The 15,761-nt window shown below is 73.8% G+C and carries 12 protein-coding genes and 1 pseudogene; 11 read left to right on the top strand and 2 right to left on the bottom strand.

From position 1 onward, the window contains the following. The first annotated feature begins 194 nt into the window (after window positions 1-194). From EAO70_RS26625 to EAO70_RS26580, 10 genes are all read left to right on the top strand, one after another. A complete protein-coding gene (locus tag EAO70_RS26625; RefSeq protein WP_148005452.1) occupies window positions 195-1,649 on the top strand; it encodes an MFS transporter in 1,455 nt (484 codons plus the stop codon). A gap of 136 nt (window positions 1,650-1,785) precedes the next feature. After that, window positions 1,786-2,199, top strand: a complete 414-nt coding sequence (locus EAO70_RS26620; RefSeq protein ID WP_148005451.1) for a DUF3151 domain-containing protein — start codon at window positions 1,786-1,788, stop codon at window positions 2,197-2,199. A 180-nt stretch (window positions 2,200-2,379) separates the two neighbouring features. Next, window positions 2,380-3,258 carry a DUF3152 domain-containing protein gene (locus EAO70_RS26615; protein ID WP_261993068.1) on the top strand — a complete coding sequence of 293 codons (879 nt, stop codon included), beginning with the start codon at window positions 2,380-2,382 and terminating at the stop codon, window positions 3,256-3,258. A 119-nt stretch (window positions 3,259-3,377) separates the two neighbouring features. Continuing rightward, the gene (locus EAO70_RS26610; protein ID WP_148005449.1) at window positions 3,378-4,238 is read left to right on the top strand and encodes a tryptophan 2,3-dioxygenase; all 861 of its coding nucleotides are present in this window, start codon (window positions 3,378-3,380) and stop codon (window positions 4,236-4,238) included. A 94-nt stretch (window positions 4,239-4,332) separates the two neighbouring features. Beyond that, window positions 4,333-5,532 carry a kynureninase gene (gene kynU, locus EAO70_RS26605; protein WP_148005488.1) on the top strand — a complete coding sequence of 400 codons (1,200 nt, stop codon included), beginning with the start codon at window positions 4,333-4,335 and terminating at the stop codon, window positions 5,530-5,532. A 177-nt stretch (window positions 5,533-5,709) separates the two neighbouring features. Then, window positions 5,710-6,579 carry an alpha/beta hydrolase gene (locus EAO70_RS26600; protein ID WP_148005487.1) on the top strand — a complete coding sequence of 290 codons (870 nt, stop codon included), beginning with the start codon at window positions 5,710-5,712 and terminating at the stop codon, window positions 6,577-6,579. A 91-nt stretch (window positions 6,580-6,670) separates the two neighbouring features. Continuing rightward, the gene (locus EAO70_RS26595) at window positions 6,671-8,905 is read left to right on the top strand and encodes an FG-GAP repeat domain-containing protein (RefSeq protein ID WP_148005448.1); all 2,235 of its coding nucleotides are present in this window, start codon (window positions 6,671-6,673) and stop codon (window positions 8,903-8,905) included. Between the two features lie 106 nt (window positions 8,906-9,011). After that, on the top strand, window positions 9,012-10,325 hold the full coding sequence (locus EAO70_RS26590) for a sensor histidine kinase (protein ID WP_148005447.1): 1,314 nt from the start codon (window positions 9,012-9,014) through the stop codon (window positions 10,323-10,325). Next, window positions 10,322-10,984, top strand: coding sequence for a response regulator (locus tag EAO70_RS26585; protein WP_148005446.1), 663 nt, complete (start codon window positions 10,322-10,324; stop codon window positions 10,982-10,984). Before EAO70_RS26590 ends, EAO70_RS26585 begins: the two co-directional genes overlap by 4 nt. A 149-nt stretch (window positions 10,985-11,133) precedes the next feature. Then, entirely contained in the window at window positions 11,134-12,330 is a 1,197-nt protein-coding gene (locus EAO70_RS26580) for a cytochrome P450 (protein WP_148005445.1), read from the top strand. A 28-nt stretch (window positions 12,331-12,358) separates the two neighbouring features. Here the strand turns inward: EAO70_RS26580 and EAO70_RS26575 are convergent, their stop codons facing one another. Next, entirely contained in the window at window positions 12,359-13,156 is a 798-nt protein-coding gene (locus tag EAO70_RS26575) for a diacylglycerol kinase (protein ID WP_148005444.1), read from the bottom strand. A gap of 142 nt (window positions 13,157-13,298) precedes the next feature. Between EAO70_RS26575 and EAO70_RS26570 the strand changes: the two genes are divergently transcribed. Beyond that, complete coding sequence (locus EAO70_RS26570) at window positions 13,299-14,582, top strand: adenylosuccinate synthase (RefSeq protein ID WP_148005443.1); 1,284 nt, start codon at window positions 13,299-13,301, stop codon at window positions 14,580-14,582. Between the two features lie 67 nt (window positions 14,583-14,649). Here the strand turns inward: EAO70_RS26570 and EAO70_RS26565 are convergent. Then, window positions 14,650-15,761, bottom strand: a pseudogene (locus EAO70_RS26565) (hypothetical protein); the annotation flags it as partial.

Genomic DNA, 15,761 nt, shown 5'->3' with positions numbered 1-15,761 from the left:
GCCGGGGAGGGCGACCCCGCCGGACGCGGATGCGCCGCCTTGCGCGGGGCGCCCGAAGTGGTGCGCCGCCCGGCGCGGGGCGCCCGACGCGGTGCGCCGCCCGGCGCGGGGCGCCCCACGCGGTGCGCCGCCCGGCCTGACGCGGATGCGCGTACCGGGTGCAGGTGGGCGTCCGCGCGGGGACCATGGCTGGCATGGGCGTGCGCGAGGTGCGGATGGCTTCCAGGGCCGGGCGATGGATCGTGTTCACGACCGTCCTCGGCTCCGGCATGGCACTGCTCGACTCCACCGTCGTCAACGTGGCCCTGCCGCACATCGGTGCCGATCTCGACGCCGACCTGGCCGTCCTCCAGTGGACGGTGAACGCCTACATGCTCACCCTGGCGGGTCTGATCCTGCTCGGCGGATCGCTGGGCGACCGGTTCGGCCGGCGCCGGGTCTTCGTGATCGGCGTCGTGTGGTTCGCGCTCGCCTCGCTCCTGTGCGGGCTGGCCCCGAACGCCGGGGTGCTCATCGCCGCCCGCGCCCTCCAGGGCGTGGGCGGGGCGCTGCTCACCCCCGGGTCCCTGGCGCTGATCCAGGCGAGCTTCCACGAGGACGACCGGGCCAGGGCGGTCGGACTCTGGTCGGGCTTCGGCGGGGTGGGGGCGGCGATCGGGCCGTTCGTGGGCGGCTGGCTGGTGGACGGGCCGGGCTGGCGGTGGGTGTTCCTGCTGAACGTGCCGCTCGCCGCGCTCTGCGTCCCGGTGGCGCTGCGGCACGTCCCCGAGTCGCGGGACGAGACCGCGCACGGCCGCTTCGACGTGCTCGGCGCGGGGCTCGGGGCCGCGGCCCTCGCGCTCGTGACGTACGCGCTGATCGGCGAGGCCTGGTGGGCCGGGGCGGCCGGGGTGCTCGTCGGCGTCTGGTTCGTGGTCGTGGAGCGGCGGCGCGGTGAGCGCGCGATGGTGCCGCCGTCGATCTTCGCGTCGCGGACGTTCACCGCGGTCAACCTGGTCACGCTCTGCGTGTACGCGGCCTTCGGCGGCTTCTTCTTCCTGGCCGCGCTCCAGCTCCAGGTGGTGGCCGGCTACTCGGCGCTCGGTGCCGGTACGGCCCTGCTGCCCACCACCGTCCTGATGCTGCTCCTGTCGGCGAGGTCGGGGGAGCTGGGGGAGCGGATCGGCCCCCGGATCCCGCTCACGGTGGGCCCGCTGCTGTGCGCCGCGGGGATGCTCCTGATGCTGCGGGTCGGTGCGGACGCCTCGTACGTCCGGGACGTGCTGCCGGCCCTGCTGGTGCTGGGCCTGGGGATGACGGCCCTGGTCGCGCCGCTGACCGCGACCGTGCTCGCCTCGGTGCCGGTGGCGCGGGCGGGTCTGGCCAGCGGCGTGAACAACGCGGCGGCACGCGCCGCCGGGCTGCTCGCGGTGGCGGCGCTGCCGATGCTGGCCGGGATGGGGCCGGGGGCGTACCTGTCGGCGGAGGAGTTCGGGGCGACGTTCCGGCGGGCGATGCCGATGTGCGCGGGGATCCTGGTGGTCGGTGCGGTGGTGGCCTGGACGACGATGCGGACCCCGGCGGCCGCGGGCTGCCATCCGGAGTGCCGGGTGCACTGCGGGGTGTCGTCCCCGCCGCTGGACCCGGGGCGGTCGGACACACCGGCCTGAGCTGGTCGCGGCGGGGCGGTCGGACACCGGCCTGAGCCGACCGCCGCACGACCCCGGGCGGTCGGACACGTCGGCCCGAGCTGGTCGCCGTCCGCCGCGGGCCCTCGGGTCGGGGGGACTGAGGCAGACTGGCCCCATGGCCATGCATGAGAACCTGCTGGGGGGACCGGCCCCCACCCACCTGCCCGACGACCCGGGTCCGCGCGACCTGCTCGCGAGCGGTGCCGCGCCGGCGGACGTCGCCGCGAAGTACCCGACCTCCTCGCTCGCCTGGGCGCAGCTCGCCGACGACGCGTACGAGCGCGGCCAGGTCGTCGAGTCGTACGCCTACGCCCGTACCGGCTACCACCGCGGTCTCGACGCGCTGCGGCGCAACGGCTGGAAGGGCCACGGCCCGGTGCCGTGGGAGCACGAGCCGAACCGCGGCTTCCTGCGCGCCCTGCACTCGCTCGCCCGCGCGGCCGGCGAGATCGGCGAGAAGGACGAGTACGAGCGCTGCTCGACCTTCCTGCGTGACTCCTCGGAGACCGCGGCGGAGACGCTCGGCTGACGGTCCCCGATCCCCGTACCTGACGAACGCCCTTTCACCCGTGCGGGTGAAAGGGCGTTCGATTCGCCGGTACGATCCCCGGAACCGCAGGACCCGAGGGGGGAGTCTGTCGTGGGCAAGCGAGGCGCGACCGCCGGACGACGGCGCACACGCGGGAGACGCGGGTCCGGGCGCGGGCTGGTGCTGCCGGTGCTGGTCCTGGTGACGGGCTCGCTCGGCGCGGGCGTCGCCCTCGCCCACTTCCACGGCCCGCCCGCCGAGGTCACGGCCGCCCCGGCGGCCCCTCCGCTGCCGGTGGCGACCACTGAGAGCCCGGCGCCGCCGACGACCGCCCCCGCGCCCCGGCCCTCGACGGCCCGGCCCGAACCGCCGCCGCCGGAACCGAGGGCGACGACCCCGCCGCCGCGGCTGCGGACGACGAGCCCCACGAAGCCGCCCGTCTCCACGCCGCCCGCCTCGAAGGCGGACCCGAAGAAGCCCCCCGCCGTGCCCCAGTCCGGCCCCGGGACCTTCGCCACCGCGGACGCCTCCGGCGCACCGGTCGGCGAGGGCGGCGAGCTGCGCCGCTACCGGGTGCAGGTCGAGGAGGGCATCGCGCTGTCGGCGAGCGACACGGCCGCCGAGATCCAGCGGATCCTGGCGCATCCGCGTGGCTGGGCCGCGCACGGCCGGGGCCGCTTCCAGCTGGTCGCGGAGGAGGAGGCGGACTTCGTCATCCGGATCGCCACCCCGGACACGGCCGACGCGCTCTGTCTGCGGCAGGGCATGGACACGGGCGGCGAGCTGAACTGCGAGACCACCGACGGGGTCGTGGTGAACCTCAAACGGTGGATGCTGGGCTCGCCGACCTTCGCGGGGGAGGCCGCCGAGTACCGGCACCTGATCATCAACCACGAGGTCGGGCACGAGATCGGCATCCGGCAGCACATGGGCTGCCCGGGACCGGGCAGGCTCGCCCCGGCGATGATGCAGCAGATCAAGGGCCTCGACGGATGCAGGTCGAACGCGTTTCCGTATGACGAAGACGGGAGCTACATCACCGGGCCGATCGTGTCATGATGCGCTTGGGACGGCGCGCGACGAAGCCCGCCTCCCGAGGGGACCGGGGCTCCCGTGGCACGCGACGTGCGCGCGGTGGAGCAGACCGCTACCCGGTAGTTCGCATCGAGGAGACAGCAATGTCACTCTCCCCCGGCTCTCCCGACTCCGGAGCAGGTTCGGCCGGCACCGCCGCCCCGAACCTCGACTTCGCCGGCACGACGCCCTACGAGGACTACGTCCAGGCGGACGTGCTCACCCACCTCCAGCACCTCCGTTCGGACGATCCCGGCGAGATGGTCTTCCTGGTCACCACCCAGGTCATGGAACTGTGGTTCACGGTGATCGTCCACGAGTGGGAGACGGCGAGCCGCGCCCTGCGCGAGGACCGCGTCCCCGTCGCCATGGACGCGCTCAAGCGCTCCGTGCGCGAGCTGGAGGCCCTCAACCACTCCTGGCGGCCGCTCGCCCAGCTCACCCCGGCCCAGTTCAACGCCTACCGGTCCGCCCTCGGCGAGGGCTCCGGCTTCCAGTCCGCGATGTACCGGCGGATGGAGTTCCTGCTGGGCGAGAAGTCCGCGTCCATGCTCGTCCCGCACCGGGGCGCGCCCCGCGTCCACGCCGAGCTGGAGAAGGCGCTCCACGAGCCGAGCCTGTACGACGAGGTGCTCGGACTGCTGGCCCGCCGCGGCCTGCCCGTACCGGCCGGGGTCCTCGGCCGCGACCTGGCGCAGCGCTACGAGCCCTCGGCCGAGGTCGAGGCGGTCTGGGCCGGGATCTACGCCGAGCCCGACCAGAACGGCGAACTCGTGCGGCTCGGCGAGGCGCTCAGCGACGTCGCCGAGCTGGTCTGGCGCTGGCGCAACGACCACCTGGTGGCGACCCGCCGGGCGATGGGCTCGAAGACCGGCACCGGCGGTTCGGCCGGCGTGGCCTGGCTGGAGAAGCGGGCCCAGAAGAACGTCTTCCCCGAGCTGTGGACGGCGCGCAGCCATGTCTGAGACCGAGGTGACGACCGACGTGACGGCCGAGGTGAAGACTGACGTGACGACGGATGCGACGACCGACGTGACGCCCGAGGTGACGACCGGCGTGGTGACCGACCTCGCCCGGCGGGCCCGTGCCCTCGACGCCGCTGACGAACTCGGCAAGCACCGGGAGAAGTTCGCCCTCGACGCCGGGACCGTCTACCTCGACGGCAACTCGCTCGGCGCGCTGCCCGCCCACGTCCCCGCGCGGATGGCCGACGTCATCACCCGCGAGTGGGGCGAGCTGCGGATCCGTTCCTGGAGCGAGTCCGGCTGGTGGACCGCGCCGGAGCGGATCGGCGACCGGATCGCCCCGATCGTCGGTGCCGCCCCGGGGCAGATCGTCGTCGGCGACTCGACCAGCGTGAACGTCTTCAAGGCGGTGGTCGCGGCGGCCCGGCTGAGCGACGGCGACCGTGACGAGATCCTCGTCGACGCGTCGACCTTCCCCACGGACGGGTACATCGCGGAGTCCGCGGCGCGGATGACGGGCCACCGCATCGTGCCCGTCGACCCGGCCGGCATGGCCGCGGCGGCGGGCCCGCGGACGGCCGCCGCCCTCGTCAACCACGTCGACTACCGCAGCGGCCGGCTCCACGACCTGCCCGGCATCACGGCCGCGCTGCACGCGGCGGGCGCGCTCGCCGTCTGGGACCTGTGCCACAGCGCGGGCGCCCTGCCGGTCGGGCTCGACGCGCACGGGGTCGACCTGGCGGTCGGCTGCACGTACAAGTACCTGAACGGCGGGCCCGGTTCGCCGGCCTACCTGTACGTCGCCGAGCGCCACCAGGCCGCGTTCGACTCGCCGCTGCCCGGCTGGAACTCGCACAGCGACCCGTTCGCGATGACCCCCGGGTACGAGGCGGCCGCGGGCGCCGTGCGGGGCCGGGTCGGGACGCCCGACATCCTCTCGATGCTGGCGCTGGAAGCGGCGCTCGACGTCTGGGACGGGGTCGACGTCGAGGTCGTGCGGGCCAAGTCGCTGGCGCTGACGGACTTCTTCCTGGAGTGCGTGCGCGCCTACGTGCCGGAGGGCCGCGTCACCTCGGTGACGCCGGAGCCGCACCGGGAGCGCGGCAGCCAGGCCGCGCTCGCCTGCGCGGACGCGCCCGCCGTGATGGCCGAGCTGATCGAGCGGGGGGTCGTCGGCGATCTGCGCCGCCCCGACATCCTGCGCTTCGGCTTCACCCCGCTGTACGTCGGCTTCGCGGACGCGGAGCGGGCGGCGCGGGTCCTGTCCGAGGTGCTGGCGGACCTGTCCGCCTGAGGCTGCGGCGGGCGCGTACCGCCCGGTGATCGCCTGACCTGCGGGGGCTCCGGTCCTGGTACCGTCCCCGCAGGTCAGGCCGGTGCGGCCCCGTATCCGAGGGCGCCGATCCGAAGCCGCGCGTCCGAGGCGCGTAGCGAGGCCGCGTATCCGAGAGGGTGGTATCGCATGAACGGCATGCCGGATCCCGCCGCGCGCGCGGCCGCCGAAGAGGCGTCGGCCTTCTCGCATCCGGCCGTCCCCCCGGACGCCTCCGCCGCGTACGGCGGGCACCCGGACCAGGTGATCGACTTCTACGCCCCGCGCGACGGGCGGACCCGGGCGCCGCTCGTCGTCGCGCTGCACGGCGGGGCGTGGCGGGCGCCGTACGACCGGCAGCACCTGACCCCGTTCGTGGACCACCTGGCCCGGCGCGGCTTCGCCGTGGCCAACGTCGAGTACCGGCGGGGCAGTGACATCCCCCGGCAGGGGGGTGCCGGCCCGGTCGCCGGGCGCTGGCCGGAGACCTTCGACGACGTGGCGGCCGCGCTCGACGCGCTGCCCGGGCTCGCCGCCGCGCACCTGCCGCAGGCGGACGTCGGCCGGATCGTCCTCACCGGCCATTCGGCGGGCGGCCAGCTCGCGCTCTGGGCCGCCGCCCGGCACGTGCTGCCGGCCGGCTCCCCGTGGCGGCTGCCGGCCCCGCCCGCGCTGCGCGGGGTCGTCGCCCTCGCCCCGATCGCCCACTTCGGCCGGTCGGTCGAGCTGGGGGTGTGCGGCGGCGCGGTCACCGAACTGCTCGGCGGTGCCTCCTCGTCCGAGGAGCGGATGGCCCACACCGACCCCTCGGCGCTGCTGCCGACCGGGATCGCGACCACCGTCGTCCAGGGCCGTACGGACGTCGACGTGCCGTACGAGGTCGCCGACGCGTACGCCGAGGCGGCGGCGCGGGCGGGCGAGACGGTCGGCGTGACGCTGCTTGAGGAGGTCGGCCACTTCCCGCTGATCGACCCGGCGGCCGACGCGTGCGCGGTGGTGGCGGAGGAGATCGCCCAACTGGCCTGGTGAGCCACGGAAACCCGTACAACCATTCGACGGGTCGGCGGGTCTGATCGGGCACGGCACTCCCGTGTCCGCTCTTACTCGTGGGGGTTTCACCTTGCAGCTCCGTTCCACCGGCACCCGCCTCGGCACGGCCGTCACGGTCGTCCTCGCCGTCACCGCCCTCGGCGCCGGCACCCTGGCCACCGCACCGGCGGCCTTCGCCGCCGCCCCGGCCGCCGTCGCGGCCCAGCAGAAGGCCCCGGCCCGGCAGAACGACGCCGGCCTTCCCGTCTACCCGGAGGGCATGGACCTCGCGGGCCTCGGCACCGGCGGATTCCTCACCTTCTCCTTCGCGGAGGACACCACGAGGAAGCTGCTCTGGACGCCGTACGACGGCGGCGCCGCGACCTCCCTCCAGGAGCCCGAGGACGGCGGCTGGACCATGGGGGCCGGGGACGTGGTCGTCCTCGGCGACGCCAACTGGTCGGCCGAGATGCGGTCGCTCACCCTGCGGAACATGGCCACCCCCGCCGCTCCCGGTGTCGCCATCGACCTCCGCGCGCTGAACGGCAATTACGTGGCCGTGCTGAGCCCGACGAGCGTCCTCGCGCAGGTGAAGAACGCGGCCGGCCAGTCCGAGCTGCACGTCGTGACCAAGAACGGCACCGCCACGACCAGCCGCAGGATCACGGGGCTGCCGGCCGGCGCCACCGACTACTTCGGCTCGACGGCCCAGGACGGCTCCGTCCTCGTCGGCTACGAGACGGGCCCGGCGGGCGCCCGGACCGGCGGCCGCGCCGTCATCGACACGGTGGCGGGCACGGCCGTCGAGACCTACGCCGCCCCCGAGTCCGGCTACGGCTTCGGCGGCCTCCAGTTCAACGCCGACTACGTGACCTGGTACGCCTACGAGGCCGGCACCGGCGGGTACATCGCGTCCGTCGACCGCGTCACCAAGGAGGAGAAGCGGACCGTCCTGGGCGCCCACGACGGCGAGTGGTTCTCCACGCTCGTCGGCGACTGGCTGGTCTACGGCAACCCCTCCAGCCCCGTGAAGGCGGTCTCCCTGGCCACCGGCGAGACCCTCCGCCTCATGGACTCCGGCACCAACGCGGGCTCGCCCGGCGACGGCACCGGCGTGGTGCGCGGGGCGACGGCCGCCGACGGCAAGGGGCTGTTCCGGATCGAGGTCGCGGAGGGCGGCGCCCCGAAGGTCACCAAGGCGGCCGACGAGGCCCCGCTGGTCGACCTGCGGATCGAGCAGGTCCACGTCCCGGACCGGGTGAACCTCGACCAGACCCGCGGCGAGGTCACGCTGGGCTGGACCCTGTCGCAGCGCGAGGCCTACGTGGACGTCACCCTGACGCACATGCTCACGGAGAAGGTCTACCGCACCCGCGTGTACGCCCCCGCCGAGGGCAACCGGTTCACCCTCACCTGGGACGCCGTCATCGACGGGGCGGACGCGCCGAACGGCTCGTACGCGGTCGAGGCCGAGGCGATGCTGCTCGACGGCACCGGCGACCCGGTCTACCAGGGCTGGCGCATGGACGTCGTCCGCACGATCAACACGCACGACTACACGAACAACGGCTCCACCGACGTCCTCGCCCGGGACGCCGCCGGCGTGCTCTGGCGCGACGACCTGCGGGACCGCCCGGTGGACGGCCGCGTCGAGACCGCCGGCCGCACCCGCGTCGGCGCCGGGTGGAACACGTACAAGCAGATCGAGGCCGTCGGCGACATCGCGGGCCACGAGGTGGCCGACCTGGTCGCCCTCGACGGCACGGGCGTCCTCTGGCACTACCTCGGCAAGGGCGACGGCACCTTCGAGGGCCGGGTGAAGGTCGGCGGCGGCTGGGGCGTCTACAACAAGATCACCGGCGGCTCGGACCTCGACGGCGACGGCCGCAGCGACCTCCTCGCCACCGACACCTCCGGCGTGCTCTGGTTCTACAAGGGCACGGGCGGCGCCGTGAAGCCGTTCGGGACCCGCGTCCGCGTCGGCGGCGGCTGGGACACCTACAACCAGCTCACCGCCGTCGGCGACATCGCCGGAACGGCCGCCGGCGACCTCGTCGCCCGCGACACCACCGGCGTCCTCTGGCTCTACCAGGGCAAGGGCGACGGCACGTTCGCCGGCCGGGTGAAGGTCGGCGGCGGCTGGGGCGCCTTCTCCCAGCTGGTCGGCGCCGGCGACGTCGACGCCGACGGCCGCCCCGACCTGATCGCGTACGGGGCGGGCGGCACGTACGTCTACCGCGCGACGGGCTCCGCCACGGCCCCCTTCACCCGCCTGACGACGGACCTGTACCAGGGCCAGGGCAGCAGCTTCACCAGCGTGGTCTGAGGACGCCGGAGGACGTCCGAGGACGTTCCTCCTCCTCAAGGGGGACCCGGAAGGATCCGCATCGAGCGGGACGACCGGGTTCCCCGCCGCCCGTACCGTTGTCCGGGTGACCCAGACACAGACCCCCGAGACGAGTCGCGCCCCCGAGTTCCACCTGTTCCAGGCCGTCCTCGGCGGGCTGCGGCAGGATCTCTTCCGCGACGCGACGGCCTACCGGCCGCTCCAGCCGACCGCGGTGAACCCCAAGCTCGCGCGCTTCGTGCCGAAGTCGATACGCCCCCACCTCGGGCTCTTCCCGCACGCCGTCGTCGCCTTCCTCGCCCTGATCGTGTTCGCCATGGCGTACGAGGAGTTCCACGCCGGCTTCGCGCCGCTGGCCCTGTTCGCGGCCTGCGCCCCGGCCGTGATCGTGCTCCTCACCCTCGTGCGGCCCGTCCTCGCCTTCTGGGCCTCGCTGGCCTCCGCTCCGGTCATCGGCTACATCGCCGGCTTCGACGCGGGCTGGCCCTACTCGCACGTCACCTTCTTCTCCCACCTGGTGGTCCTCGGCGTCGTCGCCGCCCGCACCCGGCCCCGGACCGCGGCCTGGATGTGGCTCGTGACGGCCGCCTTCTGCCTCTTCACCGAGATGCTGCTCGGCATGGGTCGCAGCTCCGACGTCGTCCCGCTGCTCTTCACCGCCGCCCTCCTCCTGCTCTTCGTCACCGTCCTCCAGGTCCGCCGCCAGGCCGACCGCGAGGTCACCGCCCAGCAGACCGTCACCGCGCAGGAACGCTCCAGGCGGACGCTCCTGGAGGAGCGCACCACCATCGCCCGCGAGCTGCACGACGTCGTCGCCCACCACATGTCGGTGGTCGCCATCCAGGCCGAGGCCGCCCCGTACCGGGTCGAGAACCCGCCGCCGGAGCTGGAGCAGGCCTTCCTCACCATCCGCGAGAACGCCGTCGCCGCCCTCACCGAGCTGCGCCGCATCCTCGGCGTCGTCCGCGCCGAGGACTACGAGGCCCCCGACGCCCCGCAGCCCACCCTCGCCGACCTCGACTCGCTCGTCCGCAACGTCCAGGAGGCCGGGCTCGTCGTCGAGAAGACGGTGACCGGCGCCGTGCGCGAGCTGCCGCAGGGCGTGGAGCTCTCCGCGTACCGCATCGTCCAGGAGGCCCTGTCGAACGTGCTGCGGCACGCGCCCGGCGCCGCCGCGAAGGTCGAGGTCAGCTATGTCCTCGGCGGTCTGGGCCTGCGCATCGCCAACGGGCCGGCCCGCGGCCTCGTCAAGCCCTCGCCGGGCGCCGGCCACGGCATCACCGGCATGCGGGAGCGTGTGACGATGCTGGGCGGGGAGATGACGGCCGAGGCGACCGAGGACGGTGGCTACGAGGTGGCCGCCTTCGTCCCCGTGAACCGTGAGGAGAGTGACCAGTGATCCGCGTCCTGATCGTCGACGACCAGGTGATGGTCCGCGAGGGCTTCTCCGTGCTGCTCGGCGCGATGCCCGACATCGAGGTCGTCGGCGAGGCCGTCAACGGCCGGGAGGCCGTCGCCCAGGTGGCCGTCCTCCACCCCGACGTGGTCCTCATGGACATCCGGATGCCCGAGCTGAACGGAATCGACGCCACCCGGGAGATCGTCGCCGCCGACGCGGACGCGAAGGTGCTCGTCCTGACCACCTTCGACCTCGACGAGTACGTCTACCAGGCGCTGCGCGCCGGCGCCTCCGGCTTCCTCCTCAAGGACGCCTCCGCCCGGCAGCTCGCCGACGGGGTCCGGGTCGTCGCGGCCGGTGAGGCACTGCTCGCGCCGACCGTCACCAAGCGGCTCATCAACGAGTTCGCGAAGGCCCCGGGCAGCGCCCCCCGCCCGCCCGCGATGGCGCAGATAGGGGAGCTGACGGAGCGGGAGACGGAGGTCCTGGTGCTCATCGCGCAGGGCCTGTCGAACTCCGAGATCGCCGAGCACCTCGTCGTCGCCGAGTCGACGATCAAGACGCATGTGAGCCGGATCCTGGTGAAGCTGGGACTCCGGGACCGCACGCAGGCGGCGGTCTTCGCCTACGAGGCGGGCTTGGTCCGCGTCGGCGGCTAGGCCGTCTCTTCCGGATCTTGCCGGGCGGCGCGGGTCAGGCAAGATCCGGAAGAGACGGCCCAGAGCGGGCAGCACCCGGCCGGGGTGCGCGGTGGAGCGGGCCGGGCCGGGCGGTGGAGCCGGCCCGGGCCCGCGGGTAGCGTCCGGGCATGGACGCTGCCGAGGCCGTTTACGACCCCTTCTCCCCGGAGTTCGCCGCCGATCCGTACCCCGCCTACGCCGCGCTGCGGGCCGCGGGCCGCGCCCACTGGCACGGCCCGACCCGCCAGTGGCTGATCCCGCACCACGCGGACGTGTCCGCGCTCCTCCGGGACCGCCGCCTCGGCCGTACGTACACCCACCGCTTCACCCACGAGGAGTTCGGCCGGGAGGCCCCGGACGCCGCGCACGAGCCCTTCCACACCCTGAACGACCACGGGCTCCTCGATCTGGAGGGGGCCGACCACAGCCGCATCCGGCGGCTGGTGTCGAAGGCGTTCACCCCGCGGACCGTGGAGGACCTGGCGCCGACGGTCCGCCGCCTCGCCGCCGACCTGGTCGGTGCCCTCGTGGCGGCCGGCGGCGGCGACCTCCAGGCCGCGGTGGCGGAGCCGCTGCCGGTCGCGGTGATCGCCGAGATGCTGGGCGTCCCCGAGGCCGACGAGGAACGGGCGCGGCTGCGGCCCTGGTCGGCGGCGATCTGCGGGATGTTCGAGCTGAACCCCTCGGAGGAGACGGCCCGGCGGGCGGTCGAGGCCTCCGTGGAGTTCTCGGACTACCTGCGGGAGCTGATCGCGCGACGGCGGAGGGAGCCGGGGGACGACCTGATCTCCTCGCTGATCGCGGTCGAGGGGCTGACCGAGCAGGAGACCGTCTCCACCTGCGTACTCCTCCTGAACGCCGGCCACGAGGCCACGGTGAACACGACGGTCGGCGGCTGGCGGACCCTCCTGGAGCACGACGTCCGTCCGGATCCCGAGAAGTTGTCCACAGCTGTGGAAGAACTTCTGCGCTACGACACACCGCTCCAGATGTTCGAGCGCTGGGTCCTCGACGACATCGAGATCGGCGGCCAGGTCATCCCGCGCGGCTCCGAGGTCGCGCTGCTCTTCGGCTCCGCCAACCGCGACCCCGCCCGCTTCGGCCCGACCGCCGACGCCCTCGACCTCACCCGCGCCGACAACCCCCACCTCACCTTCGGCGCCGGCATCCACTACTGCCTCGGCGCCCCGCTCGCCCGCCTCGAACTGACCGCGGTCTTCACCGAACTCCTCCGCCAGGCACCACACCTGCGCCTCGCGGCGGAGCCCGTACGGAAGCCGGGCTACGTGATCAGGGGGTTCGAGGAGCTGCTGGTGGAGGTGTGACCACCGACGCCCGATACGGCCGCCGGGGTCAGGCGTGGGGCAGCGTCAGGCCCCAGGCCTGCTCCAGGACCGTCCAGGTCCGGCGGCGGACGGGGCCCGAGACGCGGCCGTCCGCCCGGTAGCGGAAGTCCGGGCCGGAGACCGTGAGGACGCGGGCGGTCGTATGCCGGGGCGGTGCCGCCGGGGGATGGACGACCACCTCGGCCGCCCCGCCGACCGACCGGACCGTGAGGTTCTCCAGCGGGCTGTCGACATCGCTGAGCAGCACCCCGTCCGCCTCCACCCGCAGCCGGTGGGTGCGGACCGCGAGGGCCGTGGGCGCCGGGCGGACCAGGGTGCGGACCAGGGAGCGGCAGGTGCCCCAGACGGTCGGGGAGTCCGGGCCGGGGGCGAGCGGGGCGGGCACCTCCAGGTCGCCGAGGACGACGCCGTCGCTGTCGTCGACCAGCAGGTCGAGGCGGCGCACGGACCCGTCGAGGACGGCCCGGGCGGCGGCCGGGGTGGCGCGCGGCACGCCGAGCCCGTGGGCGAGTTCCAGGGCGCCGGGCGCACCGATCGGCACGAGGGAGAGCGCGCCCCCGGCGAGCTCCCGCTCCCGGTGGAGGAGGGCCACCGTACGCAGCAGCGCACGGTCGTCGCCGAGCACCACCGGACGGCGGGAACCGCGCCGGGCCAGCGCGCGGGCGAATTCCTCCGGGCTGCCCGGCAGGCAGATCTTCGCCTCCGCGCCCGCGCACAGGACATCCTTCGCGATCCGCACGGACTCGCCGTCACTTCGGCGGGCGACCGGGTCGACGATGACCAGCAGCTGGTCGTGATCCGACACCTCGGTCCTTCCTCGGGTAGCATCTTTGTGCAAGAGCCCCTTGCGCTATTGCGCCAGGGGCTTCGTCTATTCCGGGGCACACCGGTGAGGCGGCCTCGGCCCCTGACCTTGGACATGCCCCACCCGGAAGGGGTGTACGCCTGTGCCCGCACTTGTGCTGCTCGGTGCTCAGTGGGGTGACGAGGGCAAGGGAAAGGCCACCGATCTCCTCGGTGGATCCGTTGACTATGTAGTGCGCTACCAGGGCGGCAACAACGCCGGCCACACCGTCGTCGTCGGCGACCAGAAGTACGCGCTGCATCTTCTCCCTTCCGGAATCCTCTCGCCGGGGTGCACCCCGGTGATCGGAAACGGTGTCGTCGTCGACCCGGCGGTCCTGCTCTCCGAGCTGAGGGGACTGAACGAGCGCGGCGTCGACACGTCGAAGCTCCTGATCAGCGGCAACGCCCATCTGATCACCCCGTACAACGTCACCCTCGACAAGGTGACGGAACGGTTCCTCGGCAAGCGCAAGATCGGCACCACGGGTCGCGGCATCGGCCCGACCTACGCCGACAAGATCAACCGCGTCGGCATCCGGGTCCAGGACCTGTACGACGAGTCGATCCTCACCCAGAAGGTGGAGGCGGCGCTGGAGGGCAAGAACCAGCTGCTCGCCAAGCTGTACAACCGCCGGGCGATCGAGGCGGAGCAGATCGTCGAGGAGATGCTCCAGTACGCGGAGCAGATCAAGCCGTTCGTCGCGGACACCACGCTGATCCTGAACAACGCGCTCGACGAGGACAAGGTCGTCCTGTTCGAGGGCGGTCAGGGCACGCTGCTGGACGTCGACCACGGCACGTACCCCTTCGTCACCTCGTCGAACCCGACCGCGGGCGGCGCCTGCACCGGCACCGGCGTGGGCCCGACGAAGATCAGCCGGGTCATCGGCATCCTCAAGGCGTACACGACCCGTGTCGGCGCCGGTCCGTTCCCGACCGAGCTGTTCGACCAGGACGGCGAGGACCTGCGCCGCATCGGCGGCGAGCGCGGTGTCACCACCGGCCGTGACCGCCGCTGCGGCTGGTTCGACGCGGTCATCGCGCGGTACGCGACCCGGGTCAACGGTCTGACGGACTTCTTCCTGACCAAGCTCGACGTGCTGACGGGCTGGGAGCAGATCCCGGTCTGCGTCGCGTACGAGATCGACGGCAAGCGCGTCGAGGAGCTGCCGTACTCGCAGTCCGACTTCCACCACGCGAAGCCGGTCTACGAGATGCTGCCGGGCTGGTCCGAGGACATCACCAAGGCGAAGACCTTCGCCGACCTGCCGAAGAACGCGCAGGCGTACGTGAAGGCCCTGGAGGAGATGTCGGGCGCCCCGATCTCCGCGATCGGCGTCGGCCCCGGCCGCACCGAGACGATCGAGATCAACTCGTTCCTCTAGCGGCACCGGCCGTGGGCGGTCCCCCCGCGGTGGCGGGGGGACCGCCCACGTCTGTTTCCCGGCCGCCCTACGAGCGGTGGTACTCGTTCGGTTCGCCGTCGAGCATCGGGTAGACGAGGAGCCGGTCCTTGCCGTTCAGCTTGTCGACGCGGAGGTAGCGGGAGAGGCCCTCCTGGCACTCCCGGTCCCAGGCGTTGGTGTCCCGGGTGGCGGGCCCCACGACCAGCAGATTGCCGACGCCCGCGAGGACGGCCGTGGTGCCGCAGGACCAGTCCTCGTCCAGCAGCACGCCGTCGACGGTCCGCGGATAGCCGTCGAGGACGCTGATCACGGGGGACCCGACGGGGCCCTGGGTGATCGTCACCTGCGAGGTGTAGCGGTCGTCGTTCTCGCCGTAGACCTCCGGGGCGGGGATCCGCGACCAGGTGCCGAGGAAGCGGGCGGGGACGACCTCCGTGCCGGTGGGGGCCTTGCGGAAGGTAGCCTTCGCGGCGCCCGAGGTCCACTCCAGGACGTCGGGGGAGCGCAGGGTGAGCGTCTGGTGGGCGGCGGGCACACAGCGTTCGGCGGGCACGCTGGTCGTCACGTCGGACTCGCCGAGCACCACCTTGTCCTCGTCGGCGGAGACCAGCCGGGAGCGGCCCATGCACAGCCGGTTCTCGGCGACCTGGACGTAGACCGCGCTCTTGGCGCCCACCGCTCCCTGGCCGATCTCGAACCGGGCGGTCTCCCGCGGGTGGTCCTGGGAGCCCTGGACGACGCCCTCCCAGGCGCCGAGGAACGCGGCGGGGACGATGCCGGCGGGGCGGGCCGCGACGTCGCCGGTGCTGCCCGGGGCCCGGTTCCGCTGGTCGTCCTGGCCGACGCCGGGGTCGGGCCAGAAGGTGTACGCGAGGGAGGCCGCGGCCGCCACCGCGAGGGCCGCGAGCCCGGCGACGAGGGCGGTCCGGCGCGGCCGCCCGGACCGCGGCCGGGACGGCTCCGTGGCGACGGTGGAGGCGGTGGACGGGGACTGGTCCTGCGGCACCACGGCCGCGAGGGAGGCCGCGGCCGCCACCGCGAGGGCCGCGAGCCCGGCGACGAGGGCGGTCCGGCGCGGCCGCCCGGACCGCGGCCGGGACGGCTCCGTGGCGACGGTGGAGGCGGTGGACGGGGACTGGTCCTGCGGCACCACGGCCG

It is taken from the genome of Streptomyces sp. adm13(2018) (assembly GCF_008042145.1).
Classification (GTDB): Bacteria; Actinomycetota; Actinomycetes; order Streptomycetales; family Streptomycetaceae; genus Streptomyces.
This window is presented reverse-complemented; position numbering and strand designations above follow the sequence as displayed.

Coding starts and splice junctions, on each gene's coding strand:
- EAO70_RS26580 (WP_148005445.1), top strand. CDS start 11,134: ATGGACGCTGCCGAGGCCGTTTACGACCCCTTCTCCCCGGAGTTCGCC.
- EAO70_RS26620 (WP_148005451.1), top strand. CDS start 1,786: ATGGCCATGCATGAGAACCTGCTGGGGGGACCGGCCCCCACCCACCTG.
- EAO70_RS26610 (WP_148005449.1), top strand. CDS start 3,378: ATGTCACTCTCCCCCGGCTCTCCCGACTCCGGAGCAGGTTCGGCCGGC.
- EAO70_RS26625 (WP_148005452.1), top strand. CDS start 195: ATGGGCGTGCGCGAGGTGCGGATGGCTTCCAGGGCCGGGCGATGGATC.
- EAO70_RS26600 (WP_148005487.1), top strand. CDS start 5,710: ATGCCGGATCCCGCCGCGCGCGCGGCCGCCGAAGAGGCGTCGGCCTTC.